The sequence below is a fragment of the Streptomyces hoynatensis genome (assembly GCF_003626535.1).
GTDB lineage: Bacteria > Actinomycetota > Actinomycetes > Streptomycetales > Streptomycetaceae > Streptomyces > Streptomyces hoynatensis.
Window position 1 is genome coordinate 71,952 of record NZ_RBAL01000008.1, and the last position, 23,973, is coordinate 95,924.

Consider the following 23,973-nt stretch of genomic DNA (forward strand, 5'->3'; position numbering starts at 1 on the left):
CGTCGTCATCTGTCCGAGGAACCGGGCCGGCCGTCTTCGCCCGGCTGGTCGCCGGGAGAGTCGCCGAGCGGATCGCCGAGCTGGTCGCCGAGCGCGGCCTGCACGAGGTCGTCCACGGTCATCGTGTCGATGGACGTGTCCGCGGACGCGTCCACCGGGTCGTCCTGGCCCTCGCCGGCCCGCGCGCCGCCCGATCCCGGCCGGGCGAGCTGGAGCAGCGGTTCGAGCACGCCGAGCTCCCGCAGCCGCACCAGCGGGACCTCCGCGAGCAGCCGCCTGATCTCGGTCTCCTCCTCGTCCTGGTCCGCCCCGGCCGCGCTTCCCTGGCCCTCGGGCACCAGCTGCCCGAGCACGTGCGCGGCCAGCTCCTGGGGCGTGGGGTGGTCGTAGACCAGGGTCGAGGCGAGGCTGAGGCCGGTGGCCGCGTTGAGCTGGTTGCGCAGCTCGACGACGGCCAGCGAGTCGAACCCGAGGTCGCGGAACGGCCGGTCGGCGCGCACCGCCTCCAGGTCCGGCTGGGCCAGCACGGCCGCGGCCGTGGTGCGGACGAGGTCGACGACGGCCTCCATCCGGCGGGCGGCCGGCATCCGCCTGACCTCCTCGCCGAACGCGCCCTCGGCGGGCGGCGCCTCGCCCGCCTGCGGCCCCGAGCCGGTCTGGGCCAGCTCCCGCATCAGCGGGCTGGGGCGGAAGCCGCCGCCCGAGAAGCGCCCGCGGTCGACGGCGGCCACCACGGCGGTCGGCGCCCCCTCGGCGACGAGCTGTCGCAGCACCAGGCAGGCGAGTTCCGGGTCCATCATGGCGATCCCGGCGCGCCTGGCCCCGCCCTGGGCGGCGTCCGTGCCGGCCATGCCGCCGCCGCCCCACGGGCCCCAGGCGATGGAGGTGGCCGGGAGCCCGGCCGCGACGCGGCGTTCCGCGAGCGCGTCGAGCACGGCGTTGGCCGCGGCGTAGTTGGCCTGGCCCGGGTTGCCCACCGCGGAGGAGGCGGAGGAGAACAGGACGAACGCCGACAGGTCCGCGTCCCTGGTGAGTTCGTCGAGCAGCAGCGCCGAGTCCACCTTCGAGCGGAACACCTCAAGGAAGCGGTCGGGGGTGAGCCGGTCGAGGACGCCGTCGTCCAGGACGCCCGCGGCGTGCACCACGGCCGTCAGCGGGTGCTCGCCCGGCACCGAGGCGAGCAGCTCCCGCACCTGCTCGCGGTCGGCGACGTCGCAGGCGGCGATCCGCACCCGGGCGCCCAGCGCGGTGAGTTCCGCGGCAAGTTCCGCGGCGCCCGGCGCGTCGGGGCCGCGGCGGCCGGCCAGCAGCAGGCTGGCGGCGCCCTCCCGGGCCAGCGCCCGGGCGACGTGCGCGCCGAGGGCGCCGGTGCCGCCGGTGATGAGGACCGTTCCCTCCGGGCGCCACTCGGCGGCCGGGAGCGGGGCGGGGGCGGGGACGAGCCTGCGGCCGAACATGCCGCCGGCGCGCACCGCCACCTCGTTCTCGAAGCCCTCGGCGGTCCCGGCGAGCACGGTCCGCAGGCCGCGCGCGGCGTGGGCGTCGAGCGTCTCCGGCAGGTCGATCAGGCCGCCCCAGCGCTCCGGGTACTCCATGGCCGCGACCCGCCCGAGGCCCCAGACGGCCGCCTGCGGCGGGCTGTCGGCGCCCTCGGAGGCGGCGACCGCGACGGCGCCCCGGGTCAGGCACCACAGCGGCGCGCCGATCCCCGTGTCGCCGAGCGCCTGGATCAGCGCCGTGGTCAGCAGCACGCCCTCCGGCGCGCCGCCCGCCCCGTTCGTGCCCAGGGCCAGCAGGGAGACCACGCCGGCGAACCGGGGTGCCGCGGCGGGAGCGGCCCCGCGCAGGGCCTCGGCCGCCGCCGCCCGGTCGGGTCCGGTCAGGGTGACCCGGACGGTGTCCTCGCCGAGCGCGTCGAGCACCGCCGCGATCCGGCCGGCCTCGCCGGCCGCCGGCTCGGCGGGAAGCACCGCGAGCCAGGTGCCGGGCAGGGCGTCGGCGGTGCCGCCGCCCAGCGGCTTCCACATGATGCGGTGCCGCCAGCTGTCGGCGAGGGAGCGGTCCTGGAGCGTGCGGCGCCAGTCGAGCAGCGCGGGCAGCACCTGGGACAGCGCCTCGCCGTCCACGTCGAGTTCGGTGCGCAGCGCGTCGAAGTCCTGCCGTTCGACGGCCTGCCACAGCGCCTGCTCGCCCTCGGCGGGCGGCGCGGCCGGCGCGGCGGCGGCCCCCGCGGCGCGGGCGGCGCGGGTGGCCTGCGGCAGGGCGTCGGGCCAGTAGCGCTGCCGCTGGAAGGCGTAGGTGGGCAGCTCGATCCGCCGGCCGCCGAGCGGGGCGAAGAACGCGGGCCAGGACACCGCGACGCCGCGGGTGTGCAGCCGGGCCAGCGCGGCCACCAGGGTGGCCTCCTCCCCGCGGTCCTTGCGCAGCGCGGGCACCACCAGGGCGCTGCTCGGGGCGCTGTCGCCCGCCATCGCGGACAGGGCCGCGTCCGGGCCGAGTTCGAGGAAGGCGGTGGCGCCGCGTTCCCCGAGGCCGCGCACGGCGTCGGCGAACCGCACGGGCTCGCGCACGTGGCGCACCCAGTAATCGGCCGAGGTGACGTCGCCCTCGGTGGCGATCGGGATGCGCGGCCGGTGGTAGGTCAGGGTCCTGGCCACCGCCCTGAAGTCGTCGAGCATCGGGTCCATGTGGGCGGAGTGGAAGGCGTGCGAGACCCGCAGCCGCCTGGACTCCCAGTTCTCCGCCAGCTTTTCGACCAGCTGCTCGTCGCCCGCGATGACCACGGAGGCCGGCCCGTTGACCGCCGCGATGGACACCCCCTCGGTGAGGTGCGGCAGCACCTCCTCCTCGCTCGCCCGCAGCGCGATCATCGCGCCGCCCTCGGGCAGCGCCTGCATGAGGCGGGCCCTGGCGGAGACCAGCGCGCAGGCGTCGGGCAGCGAGAAAACCCCGGCCACGTGTGCCGCGGACAGCTCCCCGATGGAGTGCCCGGCCAGGAAGTCGGGCCGCAGGCCGAGGGACTCCATCAGCCGGTAGAGCGCCACCTCGACGGCGAACAGGGCGAGTTGGGCGACGCCGGTCTGCCGCAGCGCGGCGGCCGCCGCCTCGCCCTCGCCCCACATCGCCTCCCGCAGGCCCGGGTCGAGGTGGCTCAGCACCTCGTCCAGGGCCTGGGCGAACGCCGGGAAGCGGCCGTACAGGTCGCGGCCCATGCCCAGCCGCTGGGCGCCCTGCCCGGAGAAGAGGAACGCCAGCTTGCCGGCGCGTTCGGCCTCGCCCACCAGGACGTGCGGGGCGGGGCGGTCCTCGGCCAGCGCGGCGAGCCCGCCGAGCAGTTCCTCGCGGTCGCCGGCCAGCACCACGGCCCGCTGCTCGAAGACCGAGCGGGTGGTGGCGGCCGAGTGGGCGACGTCCGGGGTGGTCAGCTCCGGCTCGGAGCGCAGCAGTTCGAGCAGCCGGCCGGCCTGGGCGCGCAGGGCGGGCACCGTGCGGCCCGACACCGTGACCGGCAGCACCGCGGGCGTGGGCGCGCTCGCGCCGCCGTCCCGGGCCGCCGGGGCGGGCAGGGGCGCGGCCTGCTCGATGATGAGGTGCGCGTTGGTCCCGCTGGCGCCGAAGGAGGAGACGCCGGCCCGGCGCGGCCTGCCGGTCTCGGGCCACGGCTCGGGCTCGGTGAGCAGCCGGATCGCGCCCGAGGACCAGTCCACCTCGGTGGTGGGCCGTTCGGCGTGCAGGGTCTTGGGCAGCACCCCGTGCCGCATGGCCATGACCATCTTGATCACCCCGGCGACGCCCGAGGCGGCCTGGGTGTGCCCGATGTTCGACTTGACGGCGCCGAGCAGCAGCGGCCGCTCCCGCTCCCGCCCGTAGGTGGCGAGCAGCGCCTGGGCCTCGATCGGGTCGCCGAGCCTGGTGCCGGTGCCGTGCGCCTCGATGGCGTCCACCTCGCCGGCCGCGAGCCCGGAGCTGCGCAGGGCCTGCCGGATGACGCGCTGCTGGGCGGGGCCGCTCGGGGCGGTCAGGCCGTTGGAGGCGCCGTCGGAGTTGATGGCGGAGCCGCGCAGCACCGCGAGCACCTCGTGGCCCAGGCGCCTGGCGTCCGAGAGCCGCTCGATGACGAGCATGCCCACGCCCTCGGCCCAGCCGGTGCCGTCGGCGCCCTCGGCGAACGCCTTGCAGCGGCCGTCCTCGGACAGGGCGCCCTGGGAGCTGAACTCGACGAAGCCCACCGGGGTGGACATCACGGTGACGCCGCCGGCCAGGGCCAGGTCGCACTCGCCCTGCCGCAGGGACTGCGCCGCCAGGTGCAGCGCGACCAGCGAGGAGGAGCAGGCGGTGTCCACCGAGACGGTGGGGCCCTGCAGGCCGAAGGTGTAGGCGAGGCGGCCGGAGAGCAGGCTGGCCGACTGCGCGGTCTGCCACTCGTGCCCGGCGGTCTCGGCCGGCAGCCGGTACTCGCCGCTGCCGCCGCCGACGAACACGCCGGCGCCGGTGCCGCGGACCGCGGCCGGGTCGATCCCGGCGCGTTCCAGGGCCTCCCAGGAGGCTTCCAGGACGAGCCGCTGCTGCGGGTCCATCACCAGCGCGTCGCGCGGCGAGATGGAGAAGAAGTCGGGGTCGAAGTCCGCGACGTCGTAGAGGAATCCGCCCTGCCTGGTGACGCTGCGCTGGGTGCTGTCGGGACCGAAGAGCGAGTCGAAGTCCCAGCCGCGGTCCACCGGCATCTCGCCGACGGCGTCCACCTCGTCCATCAGGAGCCGCCACAGGTCCTCGGGCGACCTGACCCCGCCGGGGTAGCGGCAGGCCATGCCGACGATCGCGATGGGCTCGTCGGCGGCGAGGGCGGTCCCGGCCGCGGAGGGCTGCTCCTCCGGTTCGGCGCCGAGGAGTTCGGCCAGCAGGTGGTCGGTCAGCTCGGCCGGGGTGGGGTGGTCGAAGACCAGGGTCGCGGGCAGGGTGAGCCCGGTCTCCGCGGTGAGCTGGTTGCGCAGGTCCACCGCGGTCATCGAGTCGAAGCCGAGGTCGCGGAAGGGCACGCCGACCTCGACGGACCCGGCGCCCGCGTGGCCGAGGACGACCGCGATCCGCTCGACGACCAGGGCGAGCAGCGCGTCGTGCCGCTCGCTCTCCGGCAGCCCGAGCAGCCGCTGCCGCAGCGCCGCGGCCACCGGCTGCCCGGCCCCTTCGCCGCCGGCGGCCTCCACCGCGGCGCGTGCCTCGGGCAGGTCCGCGAGCAGCGTCCCGGGCAGGGACGGGGCGAAGGTGTCCCAGCGCACGTCGGCGACGGTCACCGAGGTCTCGCCGGTGGCGACGGACCGGCCGAGCGCGGCGAGCGCCAGGTCGGGCGCCATGCCGGGCAGGCCGCTCAGCCGCAGGTGCCGGGCCATGGGGCTCTCCGGGCTCTCCGCCCACGGGCCCCAGGCGACGCAGAGCGCGGCGGCGCCCCGGTCGCGGCGGGCCCGGGCGAAGGCGTCGAGCCAGGCGCCGGCGGCGGCCTCGGCGCCGCGCCCGCGCACGCCCCAGACGCCGGCGATGGAGCCGAGCACCACGAACGCGTCCAGGGGCCGGTCGCCGAGCAGCGCGTCGAGGTGGCGCACCCCGGCGACCGCCTGGGACAGCGCCTCGGCGGGCTCGGGCGGCGCCGCGCCCTCGGCGGGCTCCGCGGCGGGCTCCCCGGCGTGGACGACGGCGGTGAGCGGTCCGTGCCCGCCCTCCGCGTCGAGCGAGCCGAGGACGGCGGCCAGCGCCTCCCGGTCGGCCGGGTCGCAGGCGACGAGGGTGACGGCCGCGCCGAGCGCGTTCAGCTCCGCCGTCAACTCGGCCGCGCCCGGGGTTTGTTCGCCCTCGCGTGCGGTCAGGACCAGGTGCGCGGCGCCCTCCTTGGCGAGCCAGGCGGCGACCCGGCCGCCCATCGGGGTGGCGCCCCCGACGAGGAGGACCGTGCCGCCCGGGGTCCAGGAGCCGGCGGCCGGGCTGCCGGCGACGCGCACCAGGCGCCGCGCGTAGGCGCCCGTGGCGCGCAGGGCGATCTCCCGCTCCCGTCCCAGGGCGCCGCCGAGCGCGGCGGCGAAGGCGGCGGCGAGCGGGCCCGGCGTGCCGAGGGCGGCGCCCGCGTCGCCCGGCAGGTCGATCACCCCGGCGAACGCCTCGGGGTTCTCCAGCGCGAGCACGCGGCCCTCGCCCCAGACGGCGGCCTGGGCCGGTGCGGCGAGGCGCTCGGCGGCGTCCACGGCCACGGCGCCCGCGGTGACGCACCACAGCGGCGCGTCGATGCCGGCCGCGGCCAGCGCCGCGACCTGCGCCGAGGGCCAGGCCGCGGCGGGCGGCGCCACCACATCGCCCGCGGCGGTGGCCAGCAGCGAGACGACGCCCGCGAATCCGGTGTCCTCCCCGCCGTCCCGCAGGGCGGCGAGCAGTGCGCCGAGGGCCGCGTCCGCGGGCACGTCGAGGCGGACCGCCCCGGCGCCCAGGGCGCCGGTCACCGCGGCGGCGAGTTCCTCCGCGCCGCCGGGCGCCAGCACCAGCCACCTGCCCTCGGGCGTGGCCTGCGCGGCGTCGCCCAGCCGGGACCAGGTCGCCTGGTAGCGCCAGCCGTCCACGAGGGACAGCTCGCGCCTGCGGCGGCGCCAGGCGGACAGGGCGGGCAGCACCGAGGTCACGGCCTCCCCGTCGAGGCCGAGGGTGGCGGCCACGGAATCGGCGTCGGCGCGCTCGACCGCGGCCCAGAACTCGGCGTCCGCGGGGTCCTCGGCCCCGGCCGGGCCGCCCGCGGCCTGCACGGTGTCCGGCCAGTAGCGCTGCCGCTGGAAGGCGTAGGTCGGCAGGTCGACGCGGGCGGTGCCGGTCCCGGCGAAGAACGCCGCCAGGTCCACCTCGGCGCCGTGCGCGAACAGCAGGCCCAGCGCGCCGGCCAGGGCGGTCTCCTCGCCGCGGTCGCGCCGCAGCAGCGGCACCACCAGCGGCGCGGCCCCGCCCGCGGGCTCGGCGTCGAGGGTCTCCTGGGCCATGGCCGCGAGCACGCCGTCGGGACCCAGCTCGACGAAGGTGGTGACGCCCGCCTCGCGCAGCGCCCGCACCCCGTCGGCGAAGCGGACCGCCTCGCGCACGTGCCGCACCCAGTACTCGGGAGAGCGCAGTTCGGCCTCGGTGGCGATCCGGCCGGTCAGGTTGGACACCACGGGGATGCGCGGCTCGGCGAAGGTCAGCCCCTCCAGGGCGGCCGCGAACGCGCCGAGCATCGGGTCCATCAGCGGCGAGTGGAAGGCGTGCGAGACGCGCAGCAGGGTCGACTTGCGGCCGCGTTCCTCGAAGGCGGCGGCCAGGTCGAGCACTCCGGTCTCCTCGCCGGAGACCACCAGGGAGCGCGGCCCGTTGACCGCGGCGAGGGACACGCCGCCGGTCAGCAGCGGGAGCACCTCCTCCTCGGTGGCCTGGATCGCGGCCATGGCGCCGCCCTCGGGCAGGGCCTCCATGAGGCGGGCGCGGGCGGCGACCAGCGCGCAGGCGTCGGGCAGCGACAGCACCCCGGCCACGTGCGCCGCGGCCACCTCGCCGATCGAGTGCCCCGCCAGGTAGCCGGGCCGCAGGCCGAAGGACTCGGCGAGCCGGAACAGGGCCACCTCGACGGCGAACAGCGCGGGCTGCGCCCAGCCGGTGCGGTCCAGGGCCTCGGCGGCCTGCTCCGGCTCCTCCCCGGACCAGAGCAGTTCGCGCAGCGGGCGGTCGAGCTCCAGGTCGAGGTGGGCGGCGACCGCGTCGAAGGCGGCGGCGAACACCGGGAAGCGGGCGTACAGTTCGCGGCCCATGCCCAGCCGCTGGGAGCCCTGCCCGGTGAAGAGGAACGCGCTGGTGCCGGGCGCCGGCTGAGCCTGGGCGGTGACGGTCCTGGTCACCGAGACGGCCAGGCCGTCCGGGCCGGTCTGCGCGAGCAGCACCGTGCGGTGGGGCAGGGCGGAGCGGGTGGTGGCCAGCGCGCGGCCGAGGTCGGCCGCGGTGACCTCCGGGTGCGCCTCGCGGAACGCGGCCAGCCGTTCGAGCTGCGCCTCCAGGGCCGCCGCGGTGCGGCCGGAGACGACCCAGGGCACGGCGGCCGGCGTGAGCACGGCGGGCTCGGCGGGCTCGGCAGGCTCGGCAGGCTCGGCGGCCGGGGCCTGTTCGAGGACGACGTGGGCGTTGGTGCCGCTGACGCCGAACGCGGAGACGCCGGCGCGGCGCGGCCGTCCCGTCTCCGGCCAGGGGGTGGCCTCCCGCAGCAGCTCCACCGCGCCCGAGGACCAGTCCACGTGCGAGGTCGGGGCGTCCACGTGCAGGGTCTTCGGCAGGGTGCCGTGCCGCATGGCGAGGATCATCTTGATCACGCCGGCGGCGCCCGCGGCGGCCTGGGTGTGCCCGATGTTCGACTTGATGGAGCCGAGCCACAGCGGGTTCTCCCGGCCGGCGCCGAAGGTGTTCAGCAGCGCCTGGGCCTCGATCGGGTCGCCGAGGGTGGTGCCGGTGCCGTGCGCCTCGACCGCGTCGATGTCGCCGGGGGCGAGGTCCGCGTCGGCCAGCGCCTGGCGGATGACCCGCTGCTGGGAGGGGCCGTTGGGCGCGGTGAGGCCGTTGGAGGCGCCGTCCGAGTTGACCGCGGAGCCGCGCAGCACGCCCCACACCTCGTGGCCGTTGCGGAGGGCGTCGGAGAGCCGCTCCAGCACCAGCACGCCCACGCCCTCGGCCCACGAGGTGCCGTCGGCGCTCTCGGCGAACGCCTTGCACCGGCCGTCGGCGGCCAGGCCGTTCTGCGCCGTGAACTCGAAGAAGGTGTCCGGGGTCGACATCACGGAGACGCCGCCGGCCAGGGCGAGCCCGCACTCGCCGTCGCGCAGCGCCCGGGCCGCCCAGTGCATGGCGACCAGGGCGGAGGAGCAGGCGGTGTCGACGGTGATGGCCGGGCCCTCCAGGCCGAGGTTGTAGGCGATGCGGCCGGACATGACGCTGGCGGTGGTGCCGGTGGCCACGTAGCCGAGGACCTCGGCGGAGGCGCCGCGCAGGACGCCCGAGTAGTCCTGGCCGTTGGTGCCGACGAAGACGCCGGTCTGGCTGCCGCGCAGGCCCGCCGGGTCGATCCCGGCGCGTTCCAGGGCCTCCCAGCTGGTCTCCAGCACCAGGCGCTGCTGCGGGTCCATCGCCAGGGCCTCGCGCGGCGAGATGCCGAAGAAGCCGGCGTCGAAGTCGGCGACGCCGCCGAGGAATCCGGCCTCGCGGGTCGAGGAGCCGCCGCCCGCGAGGGCCGCCAGGTCCCAGCCGCGGTCGGTGGGGAAGGGGGACACCCCGTCCCTGCCCTCGGCGAGCAGCGCCCACAGCTCCTCGGGTGAGGTCACGCCGCCGGGGAAGCGGCAGGCGATGCCGACCACGGCGATGGGCTCGTCGGCGGCCTGCCTGACGGGCGTCGGCGCGCCCGCCCCGGCCTCCTCCTGCTCCCCCATCGCGCCGAGGAGTTCGGCCAGCAGGTGGTCGGACAGGGCGCGGGTGGTCGGGTAGTCGTAGACGAGGGAGGCGGGCAGGGTCAGGCCGGTGGCGGCGGCCAGGCCGTTGCGCAGCTCCAGGGTGGTCAGCGAGTCGAAGCCGAGGTCGGTCAGCGCGCGGTCGGGGTCGATGGCGCTGCCGTCGGCGTGGCCGAGGATCGCGGCGACCTCGGCGCGCAGCACGTCGAGCATGCGGCGCGACCGCTCGGCCGCGGGCAGGCGCAGCAGCTCCTGCCAGCGTCCCTGCCGCTCGGCGCGCTCGTCGCCCGCGGCGCCGCCGAGGTCCTGCATCCGCGCCACCTCGGGCAGGTCGCCCAGCAGCGGGGCGGGGCGGGTGGCGGTCAGCGCCGGGTGGAAGAGGTTCCAGTCCACGTCGGCGACCAGCAGGGCGGCGTACTCGCCGCCCACGGCGCGGCGCAGCGCGGAGACGGCGAGCTCGGGCGGCATCGGGGCGAGCCCGCCGCGGCGCAGCCTGCTCTCGATGACGTCGGCGTGCTCGGAGTCCACGGCCATGCCGGACCCGGCCCACGCTCCCCAGGCGACGGAGGTCGCGGGCAGGCCCTGGGCGCGGCGGTGCTCGGCGAGGGCGTCGAGGTAGGCGTTGGCGGCGGCGTAGTTGCCCTGCCCGGCGCCGCCGACGACCCCGGCGATGGAGGAGAAGAGGACGAAGGCCGACAGGTCCGCGTCCGCGGTCAGCTCGTGCAGGTGGCGGGCGGCCAGCGACTTGGCCCGCAGCACCGCGGTGAAGGACTCGGGGGTGAGGGCGTCCACCAGGCCGTCCTCGGCGAGCCCGGCGGCGTGGAAGACGGCGGTGAGCGGCTGTCCGGCGGGCAGGGCGCCCAGCAGGGCGGCCAGCGCCTCGCGGTCGCCCACGTCGCAGGCGGCGAGGGTGACCCTGGCCCCCGCGGCCTCCAGCTCGGCGGCCAGCTCCGCGGCGCCCGGCGCCTCGGGGCCGCGCCTGCCGGCCAGGAGCAGGTGCTCCGCTCCCGCCCCGGCCAGCCACCTGGCCACGTGGGCGCCGATGCCGCCGGTGCCGCCGGTGATCAGGACGGTGCCGCGGCCCGGGGTGAACCCGCCCTGCGGGTGCTCGAGCGCGGCGGGCCGGTGGGTGAGGCGCCTGGCGTAGGAGCCGGAGGGCCGCACGGCGACCTGGTCCTCGGTGCCGGCGAGGACGCCGGCGAGCCGTCCCGCGGTGCCGGAGTCGAGGCGTTCGGGCAGGTCGACCAGGCCGCCCCAGCGCTGCGGGTGCTCCAGGGCGACGGTCCTGCCCAGGCCCCAGACGGTGGCCTGTTCCGGGTCGGCGAGCCGGTCCGAGCGGCCGACGGAGACCCCGCCGCGGGTGGCGCACCACAGGGGGGCCTCGATGCCGGCGTCGCCGAGGGCCTGCACGGCCACGGCGGTCAGCAGGAGGGCCGCGGGCACCTCACCGGCCGCACCGTCGGCCGCACCGTCCTGGGCGGGGGCCGCCGCGGCGAGCAGCGAGAGCACCCCGGCGAAGGAGGCGCCGTCGAGCGCGGCGAGCCGGGCGGCGAGCGCCTCGCGGTCGGGGCCTTCGACCTCGACCACCGTGGTGGGGGCGCCGACGGCGTCGGCCGCGGCGGCGACCCACCTGCGGTCGGCGGCCGCGGCGGGCACCAGGACCAGCCAGGGGTCGGCCGGGCCCGAGGCCCGCGGGGTGTCCACGGGCTTCCAGGCGATGCCGTAGGTCCAGCCCTCGACGGTGCCGGCCTGGCGGCGCTTGTTCCGCCAGGTCGTCAGCGCGGGCACCATCGCGGAGACGGTGTCCCCGTCGAGTTCCAGCGCGGCGGCCAGGGCGTCCACGTCGGCCCGGCCGACCGCGTCCCAGAACTCGGCGTCCACCGGGTCGGCCGCGGCGGGGGCGCCCGGGCCGACCGGGGCGGCCGCCTCGGGCCAGTAACGCTGGTGCTGGAAGGGGTAGGTGGGCAGTTCGATCGGATGGACGTCCGCGCCGGCGAAGAACGCCGCCCAGTCCACCGTGACGCCCTGGACGTGCAGCCCGGCGAGGGTGGCGAGCAGGGCCTGGTTCTCGGCGCGGTCCCGGCGCAGCGCGGGCAGCGGGGCGGCGGCCTCCTCCGGCAGGCTCTCGCGCGCCATGCCGCACAGGGTGCCGTCCGGGCCGAGTTCCAGGAAGGAGCGCACGCCCTCGGCGGCCAGCCAGGAGACGGCGTCGGCGAACCTGACGGTGTTCCGGACCTGTTCCGCCCAGTAGCGCGGGGAGGACAGCTGCTCCGCGGTGGCGAGGGTGCCGGTGACGGTGGAGACCAGCGGGATGCTCGGCGCGTGGTAGGTGAGGCCGGCCGCGACCCGCTCGAACTCGGCCAGCATCGGGTCCATCAGCGGCGAGTGGAAGGCGTGGCTGACCCGCAGCCGCTTGGTGCGGTGGCCCGCGGCGGCCAGCCGCCCGGCGACCTCGGTGACGGCCGCCTCGGTGCCGGAGAGCACCAGGGAGCGCGGGCCGTTGACCGCGGCGACGGCGGCGCCCTCGGTCAGCAGCGGCGTGACCTCCTCCTCGGTGGCCTGGACGGAGACCATGGCGCCGCCCGCGGGCAGCGCCTGCATGAGGGAGGCGCGCGCGGCCACCAGGGTGCAGGCGTCCGCCGGCGAGAGCACCCCGGCCACGTGGGCCGCGGCGATCTCGCCGATGGAGTGCCCGGCCACGTAGTCGGGCCGCACGCCCCAGGACTCGACGAGGCGGTAGAGGGCGACTTCGAGGGCGAACAGCGCGGGCTGGGTGTAGCCGGTGGCGTCGAGCAGCGCGGCGTCCGCGGCGTCCGCGGCGGCGAACATCACCTCGCGCAGCGGGCGTTCGAGGTGGGTGTCCAGGTGGGCGCAGACCTCGTCGAGGGCGTCGGCGAACACGGGGTAACGCTCGTAGAGTTCACGGCCCATGCCGGGGCGCTGGCTGCCCTGTCCGGTGAACAGGTGGGCGAACCTGCCGCGGGCCGTGTGGCCCTGGACGAGGCCCGCGGCCGGCAGCCCGTCGCGCAGCGCGGCAAGGCCCCTGCGGAGCTCCTCCCGGTCCGCGGCGACCACCGCGGCCCGGTACTCGAAGCTGGACCTGGTGGTGGCCAGCGAGAACGCCAGGTCGGCGAGGCGGGGGCCGGCGCCGGGTTCGGCCGCGGCCTCCGGGCCGGCCGCCGTGCCCTCCTCGGGCCGGTCCCCGGGCAGCAGGCCGAGCAGCCGGCCCGCCTGGGCGCGCAGCGCGTCGGCGCCGCGCGCGGAGACCAGCACCGGCACCGGCTCGGCGGCCGGTTCCGTGGCCGGCGCGGCGGCCGGTTCCGCGGCGCCGGGGGCCTGGGCCCGCTCGCGGGCCGGCTCCTCCTCGGGCGCCTCTTCGAGGATGGTGTGGGCGTTGGTGCCGCTCAGGCCGAAGGAGGAGACGGCGGCGCGCCTGGGCCGCCCGGTCTGCGGCCACTCGGCCGCCTCGGTGAGCAGCTGCACGGCGCCGCTTGACCAGTCCACGTGCGAGGAGGGCTGGTCCACGTGCAGCGTCTTGGGCAGCACGCCGTGCCGGATCGCCAGGACCATCTTGATCACGCCGGCCACGCCCGAGGCCATCTGGGTGTGCCCGATGTTGGACTTGACGGAGCCGAGCAGCACCGGCCGGTCCTCGCGCCGGCCGTAGGTGGCAAGCAGCGCCTGGGCCTCGATCGGGTCGCCGAGGGCGGTGCCGGTGCCGTGGCCCTCGACGGCGTCGATGTCCGTCGGCTGGAGCCTGGCGTTGGCCAGGGCCTGCCGGATGACCCGCTGCTGCGAGGGGCCGCTGGGCGCGGTCAGGCCGTTGGAGGCGCCGTCCTGGTTGATGGCGCTGCCGCGCACGACGGCGAGGACCCGGTGGCCGTTGCGCCGCGCGTCGGAGAGCCGCTCCAGCAGGACCAGGCCGACGCCCTCGGCCATCGACATGCCGTCGGCGGCGTCCGAGTACGCCTTGCAGCGGCCGTCGGAGGCCAGCGCCCGTTGCCTGCTGAAGCCGACGAACGCGCCGGGGGTGGCCATGACGCTAACGCCGCCGGCCAGCGCGAGGGAGCTCTCCCCGCCGCGCAGCGACTGGCAGGCCAGGTGCATGGCGACCAGCGAGGAGGAGCAGGCGGTGTCGATGGTGACGGCGGGGCCCTCCAGGCCGAACAGGTAGGACACCCGGCCGGACAGGATGCTGGAGAGGGTGCCGGTGACCTGGTGGCCCTCCGAGGCGTCCTGCGCCTCGGAGCCGCCGGTCGAGTAGTCCTGGTAGCTGGCGCCGATGAAGGCGCCGGTGAGGCTGCCGCGGAGGGTGGCCGGGTCGAGACCGGCGCGTTCGAAGGTCTCCCAGGTGGTTTCGAGCAGCAGCCGCTGCTGCGGGTCCATCGCCAGGGCCTCGCGGGGGCTGATGCCGAAGAAGCCCGGGTCGAAGTCGGCGACGTGGGACAGGAAGCCGCCGCGGATGGAGTAGGTGCCGCCGGTCCGCTCCGGGTCCGGGTCGTACAGGGCCTCGGCGTTCCAGCCGCGGTCGGTGGGGAACTCGGAGGTGGCGTCGACGCCGTCGAGCATCAGCTGCCACAGGTCCTCGGGCGAGGTCACCCCGCCCGGGTAGCGGCAGGCCATGCCGATGATGGCGATCGGCTCGTCGTCCGAGACCGCGGTGACCCGGGGGGCGGTGGAGTCGGTCTCGGCGCCCACGATCTGGGAGCGCAGGTAGGCGACGAGCGCCACCGGGTTCGGGTGGTCGAAGATCATCGTCGTCGGCAGGGTGAGGCCCGTGGCGGCGCTCAGCCGGTTGCGCAGGTCGACGGCGGTGATCGAGTCGAAGCCGATGTCGCGGAACGCCCGGTGCTCGGCGAGTTCCTCGGTGGAGGAGTGCCCGAGCACGCTGGCGATCTGGGTGCGCACCAGGTCGAGCAGCACCCGCTCCTGCTCGGCCACCGGCATGGCGCGGACCCGGTCGAGGAAGCCGTCGCCCGCCGGGGAGGCGGCCGGGTGCGCCTCGGCCTCGGTCAGCGCCTTCATCTCGGGCAGTTCGTCGAACAGGGTGGTGGGCCTGGTCGAGGTGAACACCGAGTGGTAGCGGTCCCAGGCGAGGTCGGCGAGCGCGATGTCGGTCTCGTCCTCGTCGAGCACGCCCTTGAGCGCGTTGAGCGCGAGCCTGGCGTTCATGAAGACGAGTCCGGTGCGCCTGATCTGCTCCACGTTCACCCGGCCGAGGCCCAGGTCGTCGGACCAGATGCCCCAGGACACGGCGGTGGCGGCCAGGCCGCGGGCGCGGCGGTGGGCGGCCAGCGCGTTGAGGTAGGCGTTGGCGGCCACGTAGGCGCCGTGCTGCCCGCTGCCCCACATGCCGGAGATGGAGGAGAACATCACGAAGGAGTCGAGCTCCTCGTGGATCAGCGCGTCCAGGTTGGCCGCGCCGTGCACCTTGGCGGCGACCACCTCGGAGAACGCCTCGTGGGTGCTCTCGGCCAGCGAGTACAGGCCGATGACGGCCGCGGTGTGGATGACGTTGCGCAGGGTGTGGCCCTGCTCCCGGAGCCCGTCGAGCAGGGCGGCGACCGCGTCGCGGTCCGACACGTCGCAGGAGAGGACGGTGACCCTGCTGCCCAATTCCTCGATCTGGGCGGTCAGTTCGGCGACGCCAGGGGCCTCGGGGCCGCGCCTGCTGACCAGGACGAGGTGCTCGGCGCCCAGGTGGGCGCACCACAGGGCGACGTGCGGGCCGAGGGTGCCGGTGCCGCCGGTGATCAGCGTGGTGCCGCGCGGGGTCCAGTCGCGGGCCGGCCGCTCGCGGCCGGGGGCGCGCACCAGGCGCCGCGCCAGGACGCCGGAGCCGCGGATGGCGAGCTGGTCCTCCTCCCCCGGGTTGGCCAGGAGGGCGGCCAGCCGCTGGGCGGCGCGCGCGTCGAGGCGGGCGGGCAGGTCGATCTGCCCGGCCCAGCGCTGCGAGTGCTCCAGGGCGGCGGTCCAGCCGACGCCCATGACCTGCGCCTGTATCGGGTGGGTGACCTGGTCGGAGCGGCCGGTGGAGACGGCGCCCCTGGTGAGGCTCCACAGCGGGACCCTGGCGGCGCCCTCGCCCGCCTCGGCTTCGAGGGCCTGGACCAGGCTGACGGTCAGGGCCAGGCCGAGGGCGAGCGCCGGGTGGCGTTCGCTGGGCTGCTCGGCGGCGGCCAGGGTGGAGACGATGCCGGTGAAGCCCTCGATCCCGCCGAGTTCGGCCCCGGGCTCGCCGTCCCCGGCGCCCTCGGCCCCGGCGTCCCCGGCACCCTCGGGCGTCTCGGCCGCGGGGCCGGCCAGCGCGGCGAGCCTGGCGGCGAGCACCTCGCGGTCCAGGCAGTCCTCGCCGAGCACCAGGCGGCGCACCGAGGCGCCGTGCGCGGTGAGCGCCGCCTCGACCTCCTCGTCGGCGGCCGGGTCGGCGCCCTCGGCGCCGACCAGCAGCCAGGTGCCGGTCAGCGGCCTGCGGGAGCCGGCGTTGACCGGCTTCCAGCTGACGCGGTAGCGCCAGGACTCGGTGGTGTGCTGCTCCTGCTGCTGCCGGCGCCAGTCGGCGAGCGCGGGGAGCACGGCCGCCAGGGTCTGCTCGTCCACGTGCAGGCTCTCGCCCAGCGCGGCGAGGTCGGCCCGCTCGACCGCGGCCCAGAACTCGGCGTCCACCGGGTCGGCCTCGCCGGGCGCGCCCTGCGGCGGCGCCGAGGGCATCAGCCAGAACCGCTCGTGCGCGAAGGCGTAGGTCGGCAGGTCCACGCGCCTGGCGTCCGTGTCGGCGAAGCAGGCCGGCCAGTTCACCGGGACGCCACGCACGAAGGCCTCGGCGACGGAGGTCAGCATCCGGCGCAGCCCGCCGACGTTGCGGCGCAGCGTGCCGACGACGACGCCCCTGACGCCTTCCTCGGCGAGGGTGTCCTCCAGCGGCCCGCCGAGCAGCGGGTGGGTGCTCACTTCGAGGAAGGCCCGGTGCCCGGAGCGGGCCAGGCCGCGCACGCCGTCGGTGAGGAGCACCGGCTCCCTGAGGTTGCGGTACCAGTACTGCGCGTCCAGGTCGGGCCCGGTGATCCAGCCGCCGGTGACGGTGGACCAGAAGGGGATGGTGGGCTCCTGCGGCCTGAGCACCGACAGGGCGGCCACCAGTTCCTCGCGCACCGGCTCGACCAGCGCGGAGTGCCCCGCGTACTCGGCGAAGATGCGCCGGGCCCGCACGCCCTCCTCGGTCAGCCGGGCGACGAGCTCGTCCAGGGCGGCGGGCTCGCCGGAGACGGTGACGGCCCTGGGGCCGTTGTCGGCGGCGAGGGAGAGCCGCGGGCCCCACTCGGCGATGCGCTCCTCGGCCTCGGCCGCGGACAGCGCGAGCGAGGCCACCCCGCCGGTGCCGCGCAGCCGCTCGGTGGTGATCGCGCTGCGCAGCGTGATCACCTTCATGGCGTCCTCAAGGGACAGGGCGCCGCTGAAGCAGGCCGCGGCGACCTCGCCCTGGGACTGGCCGATCACCGCGTCGGGCACCACGCCCATGGAGCGCCACACCTCGGCGAGCGCCACCATCATGGTGAACGAGGCGGGCTGCAGCACCTCGGTGCGGTCGAGCGGCGCGGCGCCCTCGACCCCGCGCAGCACGTCGATCAGCGACCAGTCGACCAGCGGGGCGAGCGCGGCGGCGCACTCGGCGACGCGGGCGGCGAACACCGGGGACTCGTCGAGGAGCTGGGCGCCCATGCCCTCCCACTGGGCGCCCTGGCCCGGGAAGACGAAGACGGTCTTGCCCTCCAGGTCGGCCAGCCCGCGCACGACCTCCTGCTGCCCTGGCTGCCCGGCGTCGCCGCGCAACGCGTCGAGGCCGGCGCGCAGTTCGGCGTCCGAGGCGCCGAGCACCACGGCGCGGTGCTCGAAGGTGGCGCGGGAGGACACCAGCGAGAAGCCGACGTCGTGGGGCCGCCACAGCGGCTCGGTCTCCAGCCGGGAGCGCAGCGCCGCCGCCTGGCCGCGGACCGCGGCCTCGCTGCGGGCGGAGACCACCCAGGGCAGCACGGCGGGCGGCTCGGCGGCGGGCTCGGGCGCGGGCGGCAGCGCGGGGGCCGGGGCCTCCTCGATCAGGGTGTGGGCGTTGGTGCCGCTGATGCCGAAGGAGGAGATCGCGGCGCGCCGCGGCCTGCCGTCGGCCTCCCAGGCGACCGGCTCGGTCAGCAGGGAGAGGGAGCCGCTGCTCCAGTCCACGTGCGAGGAGGGGGTCTCGGCGTGCAGGGTCCTGGGCCAGACCCGGTTGCGCAGCGCCATCACCATCTTGATGACGCTGGCGACGCCCGCGGCCGACTGGGAGTGCCCGATGTTGGACTTCACCGAGCCGAGCAGCAGCGGCCGCTGTGGGTCGCGGTCGCGGCCGTAGGTGGCCTGGAGCGCCTGCGCCTCGATGGGGTCGCCGAGCGCGGTGCCGGTGCCGTGCGCGTCGATGGCGTCGACCTCGTCCGGGGTGAGGCCGGCGTTGGCCAGGGCCTGCATGATGACGCGCTGCTGCGAGGGGCCGTTGGGCGCGGACAGGCCGTTGGAGGCGCCGTCCTGGTTCACGGCCGAGCCGCGGATGACGGCGAGCACCTGGTGGCCGTTGCGCTCGGCGTCCGAGAGGCGCTCCAGCAGCAGCATGCCGACGCCCTCGGCGAGGGTCATGCCGTCGGCCGCGTCGGAGAACGACTTGCAGCGGCCGTCGCGGGCCAGCACCCGCTGCCGGCTGAAGGCGATGAAGGGCTTGGGGTTGGGCATCACGGTGACGCCGCCGGCCAGGGCGAGGGTGGACTCGCCGCTGCGCAGGGACTGGCTGGCCAGGTGCATCGCCACCAGCGAGGAGGAGCAGGCGGTGTCCACGGTGACCGCCGGGCCCTCCAGGCCGAACACGTAGGAGACGCGGCCGGACAGGACGCTGGGGCTGCTGCCGGTGACGGCGTAGCCCTCGGCGCCGCTGCCGTCGCCGCCGCCCATGCCGTACTCCGAGTAGCTGGAGCCGATGAACGCGCCGGTCCTGCTACCCCTGAGGTCGGCCGGGTCGATGCCGGCCCGCTCCAAGGCCTCCCAGGTGGTCTCCAGCAGCAGCCGCTGCTGCGGGTCCATGCCGGTGGCCTCGCGCGGGGAGATGCCGAAGAAGCCGGGGTCGAAGTCGCCCGCCTCGGTGAGGTAGCCGCCCTGGGTGCTGTAGGCGGTGCCCGGCTGGTCGGGGTCGGGGTCGTACATCGCGGCCACGTCGAAGCCGCGGTCCTCGGGCCACTCGGAGATGGCGTCGGTCCCGGCCGCGATCAGCTCCCAGAACTCCTCGGGGCTGTTCGCGCCGCCGGGGAAGCGGCAGCTCATGCCGATGATGGCGATCGGCTCGTCGGTGGCGCCGCCGTGCTGGGGCTGCCAGGCGACGATCTCCTTCTCGGCGCCGAGGAGTTCGGCGTTCAGGTGGTCGGCGAGCGCGATCGGGTTGGGGTAGTCGAAGATCAGCGTGGCGGGCAGGGTGAGGCCGGTGGCGGTGCTCAGCCGCTGCCGCAGTTCCACGGCGGTCAGCGAGTCGAAGCCGATCTCCTGGAAGGCGCGCTGCTCGCCGACCTCGGCGGCGGAGGCGTGGCCGAGGACGGCCGCGGCCTCGGCCCGCACCAGCTCGCGCAGGGTGCGCACCCGTTCCGTCTCGGACAGGCCGCGCAGCCGCGCGGCCAGCTCCGAGGTGGCGCCCGTGTCCGGGGCGGCGGCCTTGGCCAGCGCCCTGACCTCGGGCAGGTCGCGCAGCAGGGCGCTGGGGCGCACCGAGCTGAAGATCGGGTGGTAGCGCTCCCAGTCCACGTCGGCCACGGTGACCGTCACGTCCTGGTGCACTACGGCGCGGTTCAGCTCGGCGATGGCCTCCTCGGGGGGCAGCATGCCGAGGCCGCGCCGCTGGAGGTTGCCCGACATGGCCTCGTGGGTGGCCATGCCCACCTCGGCCCAGGGGCCCCAGGCCACGCTGGTGGCGGCCAGGCCGCGGGCCCTGCGCTGCTCGGCGAGGGCGTCCAGGTAGGCGTTGGCGGCGGCGTAGGCGCTCTGGCCGCCGCTGCCCCAGACGCCGGCGACGGAGCCGAAGAGGACGAACAGCCTCAGCTCGGCCTCGCCCAGCAGCGCGTCGAGGTGGGCGGCGCCGAGCACCTTGGCCCGCATCACCTCGGCGAACTCCGCCAGGCCGGTCTCGGCCAGCGGGGCGGCCTGGCCGATGCCCGCGGCGTGGACGACGCCGGTGAGGGGCCGCTCGGCGGGAATGCCCGCCAGGAGCGCGGCCAGCGCCTCGCGGTCGGCGACGTCGCAGGCGACGATCTCCACCTGCGCGCCCAGCTCTTCGAGTTCGGCGCGCAGTTCGGCCGCGCCCGGCGCCTCGGGACCGCGCCGGTTGGTGAGCAGCAGGGCCTGGGCGCCGCTGCGGGCGAGCCAGCGGGCGACGGCGGCGCCCAGGCCGCCGGTGCCGCCGGTGACCAGCACCGTGCCGTCCAGGGTGAACTCCCCCGGGCCGGGGAGGCTGTCCACGGTGCGGTGGGCGAGGCGGCGGCCGAAGGTGCCGGTGGCCCGGACGGCGAGCTGGTCCTCGCCGCCGCCGGCCGCGTCCTGCCCGGCGAGCGCGGCGAGCAGCCGGCCGAGGGCGGTGTCGTCGAGGGTGGCGGGCAGGTCGATCAGGCCGGCCCAGCGGCGCGGGTACTCCAGCGCCGCCACCCGGCCGAACCCCCAGACGGCGGCCTGGGCCGGGGAGGTGAGGGCGTCGCCCGGGCCGGTGCCGACGGCGCCGCGGGTGAGGGTCCACACCGGGAGGTCGAGGGTGCGCAGCAGGGCGAGGGTGAGCGCGAGTCCCCGGGTCAGCACGGGGTGCTCCGCGGTGGGCCGCTCGTCGAGGGCGAGCAGGGAGACGGCGCCGGCGAAGACGGCGGGCGCCGGCTCCTCCCCGGAGGGCTCCCCGGCGTCCCCGGCCTCCCCGGCCGCTCCCGGCGCCGGATCGCCGGCCGGGAGCCCGCCTGCCGCGCGCAGCCGCGCGGCGAGGGTCCCGGGGTCGGCGCAGTCCTCGTCCAGGACGACCGTCCTGGCCTCGGCGCCGCGCTCGGTCAGGGCCCGGGCGAGGAGCCCGGCGAGTTCCTCCTGCTCGGCCCCCGCGCCGTGGAACAGCAGCCAGGTGCCGGTGAACACGGGTGCGGCGGCGGCCGGGAGCTGCGTCCATCTCACCTGGTAGCGCCAGGAGTCGAGGACGGAGCGCTGCTGGGTGCCGCGCCGCCAGGAGGACAGCGCGGGCAGCAGCGAGTACAGCTGGTCGCGCTCCTGCTCGCCGAGACGCAGCAGGGCGGCCAGCTCGCTGGCGTCGCCGCGCTCGATCGCGGCCCACAGCCGCTCGTCGGCCGGGTCGGCGCCGGCGCCGGCCGGCACCAGGGGGGCCTGCGGCCAGTAGTGCGCGTGCTGGAAGGCGTAGGTGGGCAGGTCGACGCGGCGGGCGCGGTGCGGCGCGAAGAAGGCGGGCCAGTCGACGGTGACGCCGTGGGCGTGCAGCCTGGCCAGCGCGGTGACGCTGGTCAGCTCCTCGGAACGCTCGGCGCGCAGCACCGGCACCAGCGCCAGGGGGGCCGGGCTCTCGGCGGCGTCCGCCTCGCCGAGCACCTCCTGGATCATGGCGGTCAGCACGCCGTCGGGGCCGATCTCGACGAAGGTGCCGACGCCCGCCTCGTGCAGGGCGCGCACGCCGTCGGCGAAGCGGACGGTCTCGCGCACGTGCCGCACCCAGTACTCGGGCGAGCACAGCTCCTCCGAAGTGGCCGGGCGGCCGGTGAGGTTGGAGACCAGCCCCATGGCCGGCGCGGCGAAGGTGAGCCCGGAGACGACCTCGCGGAAGGCGTCGAGCATCCCGTCCATGTGGGGCGAGTGGAAGGCGTGGGACACCTTCAGCCGGGAGGTCTTGCGGCCCTGCTCGCGGAAGGCGGCGGCCAGGCCGAGCACGGCCTCCTCGTCGCCCGCGAGCACCACGGAGGAGGGGCCGTTGACGGCGGCGAGGGACACCTCGTCCTCGCGTCCCGCGAGCAGCGGCGCGACCTCCTCCTCGGCCGCCTGGACGGCGACCATGGCGCCGCCCGCGGGCAGGGCCTGCATCAGGCGCGCCCTGGCGGCGACGAGGGTGGCGGCGTCGGCGAGGGAGAGGACCCCGGCGACGTGGGCGGCGGCGATCTCGCCGATGGAGTGGCCGCCGACGTGGTTCACCTTGACGCCGTGCGAGCGGACCAGCCGGAACAGGGCCACTTCGAGCGCGAAGAGCGCGGGCTGGGCCCAGCCGGTCTCGTCGAGCAGCGCGGCCTCCGGGGTGCCCTCGGCGGCGAACATCACCTCGCGCAGCGGGCGTTCGAGGTGCGGGTCGAGGGCGGCGAGCGCCTCGTCCAGGGCCCTGGCGAACACGTCGGAGCGCTCGTAGAGCTCCTTGCCCATGCCGGGCCGCTGGCTGCCCTGGCCGGTGAAGACCATGGCCACCCGGCGGGTGCCGGCGGCCTCGCCCCTGACCTGGGCGGCGTCGGGCCGGTCGGTGGCCAGCGCGGCGAGCGCGCGCAGCAGCTCCTCGCGGTCGCGGCCGACGACGGCGGCGCGCTGCTCGAAGGCGGAGCGGGTGGTGGCCAGCGAGAAGGCGACGTCGACGGCGTCGAGTTCGGGGCGCTGCCTGAGGTGGGTGAGCAGCCGGGCGGCCTGGGCCCTGACGGCGTCCGCGGTCTTGCCCGACACCAGCCACGGCACCACCGCCTCGCGGCGCCCGGCCTCGGGGCGGGGTGCGGGCGCGCCGGTGTCCGCGGTGGGGGCCTCCAGGATCACGTGGGCGTTGGTGCCGCTGATGCCGAAGGCGGAGACGCCGGCCCGCCAGGGGCGGTCGAGGGCGGGCAGTTCGGCGGGCTCGGTCAGCAGCTCGACGGCGCCCGAGGACCAGTCCACGTGGGTGGAGGGCGTGCCGACGTGCAGGGTCTTCGGCAGGACGCCGTGGCGCAGCGCGAGGACCATCTTGATGATGCCGGCGACGCCGGCGGCGGCCTGCGTGTGGCCGAGGTTCGACTTGATCGAGCCCAGGTGCAGGGGGCGTTCGCGGTCCTGGCCGTAGGTGGCCAGGAGGGCCTGGGCCTCGATCGGGTCGCCGAGCGAGGTGCCGGTGCCGTGGGCCTCGACGACGTCGACCTCGTCGTGCCGCAGTCCCGCGCCGGCGAGCGCGGCCTGGATCACCCGCTGCTGCGAGGGGCCGTTGGGGGCCATGAGGCCGTTGCTCGCGCCGTCCTGGTTGACGGCGGAGCCGCGGACCACGGCCAGCACCTGGTGCCCGTTGCGCCGGGCGTCGGAGAGCCGTTCGAGGACGAGCACGCCGACGCCCTCGGACCAGGCGACGCCGTCGGCGGCGTCGGAGAACGCCTTCGAGCGCCCGTCGGGGGCCAGGCCGCGCTGCCGGGAGAACTCGACCAGGGCGGTGGGCGTGGACATCACGGTGACGCCGCCGGCCAGGGCCAGACTGCACTCCCCCGCCCGCAGCGCCTGGGCCGCCAGGTGCAGGGCGACCAGCGAGGAGGAGCAGGCGGTGTCCACGGTGACGGCCGGGCCTTCGAGCCCGAGGGTGTAGGAGACGCGGCCGGAGACGATGCTGGGCGAGGTGCCGCTGCCCTGGTAGCCCTCGAACTCCCCGCCGCCCAGGCTGGCGCCGTAGTCGTTGTACATGACGCCGGCGAAGACGCCGGTGGCGCTGCCGCGCAGGGAGACCGGGTCGATGCCGGCGGCCTCGATGGCCTCCCAGGTGGTCTCCAGCAGCAGGCGCTGCTGGGAGTCGGTGGCGACCGCCTCGCGCGGGCTCATCCCGAAGAAGCCGGCGTCGAACTCGCCCGCGTCGTGCAGGAATCCGCCGTGCCGCGTGTACGAGGTGCCCGGGTGGTCGGGGTCGGGGTGGTAGAGCCGGTCGAGGTCCCAGCCGCGGTCGGTGGGGAAGCCGGAGATGGCGTCGGTGCCGTCCAGGACCAGGCGCCACAGCTCTTCGGGGGAGCCGACGCCGCCCGGGTAGCGGCAGCCCATGCCGACGATGACGATCTGGTCGTCCTCGGCCGGGGCCCGCCGCGGCGTGGCCGGCACGGGCGCGGCGGCGTGGGCGTCGAACAGCTCCTCGGCCAGGTGCCTGGCGAGCACGGTCGGCGTCGGGTAGTCGAAGACCATGGTGGCGGCGAGCCTGAGGCCGGTGACGGCGGCGAGCCGGTTGCGCAGTTCGACGGCGGTCAGGGAGTCGAAGCCGAGGTCGCGGAACTGCCGGTCGGCCTCGATCTCGCCGCCGTCCGAGTGCCCGAGCACGGCGGCCACCTGGCCGAGGACGAGTTCCAGGAGGGCCTCGCGGCGCTCCTCCTCGCCGAGTCCCGACAGCCTGCGGGCCAGCGTCTCGGCCGCCTCCGAGCTGGCCACGGCGGAGCGGCGCGCGCGGGTTCTGATCAGGCCGCGGAAGAGCGGCGGGATCTCCGGCTGG

Annotated in this window: 1 protein-coding gene (cut by a window edge); it reads right to left on the reverse strand. The window is 76.8% G+C overall.

Annotated features, from left to right (window positions below):
* Positions 1-5 precede the first annotated feature (5 nt).
* A protein-coding gene (locus D7294_RS15715; protein ID WP_120680064.1) for a type I polyketide synthase crosses the window boundary here: on the reverse strand, positions 6-23,973 show its 3' portion. Its footprint extends 5,063 nt past the window's final position; 23,968 of the gene's 29,031 nt are visible here — the last part of the coding sequence; its start codon lies beyond the right edge, outside the window — the gene reads right to left on this strand; the stop codon is at positions 6-8.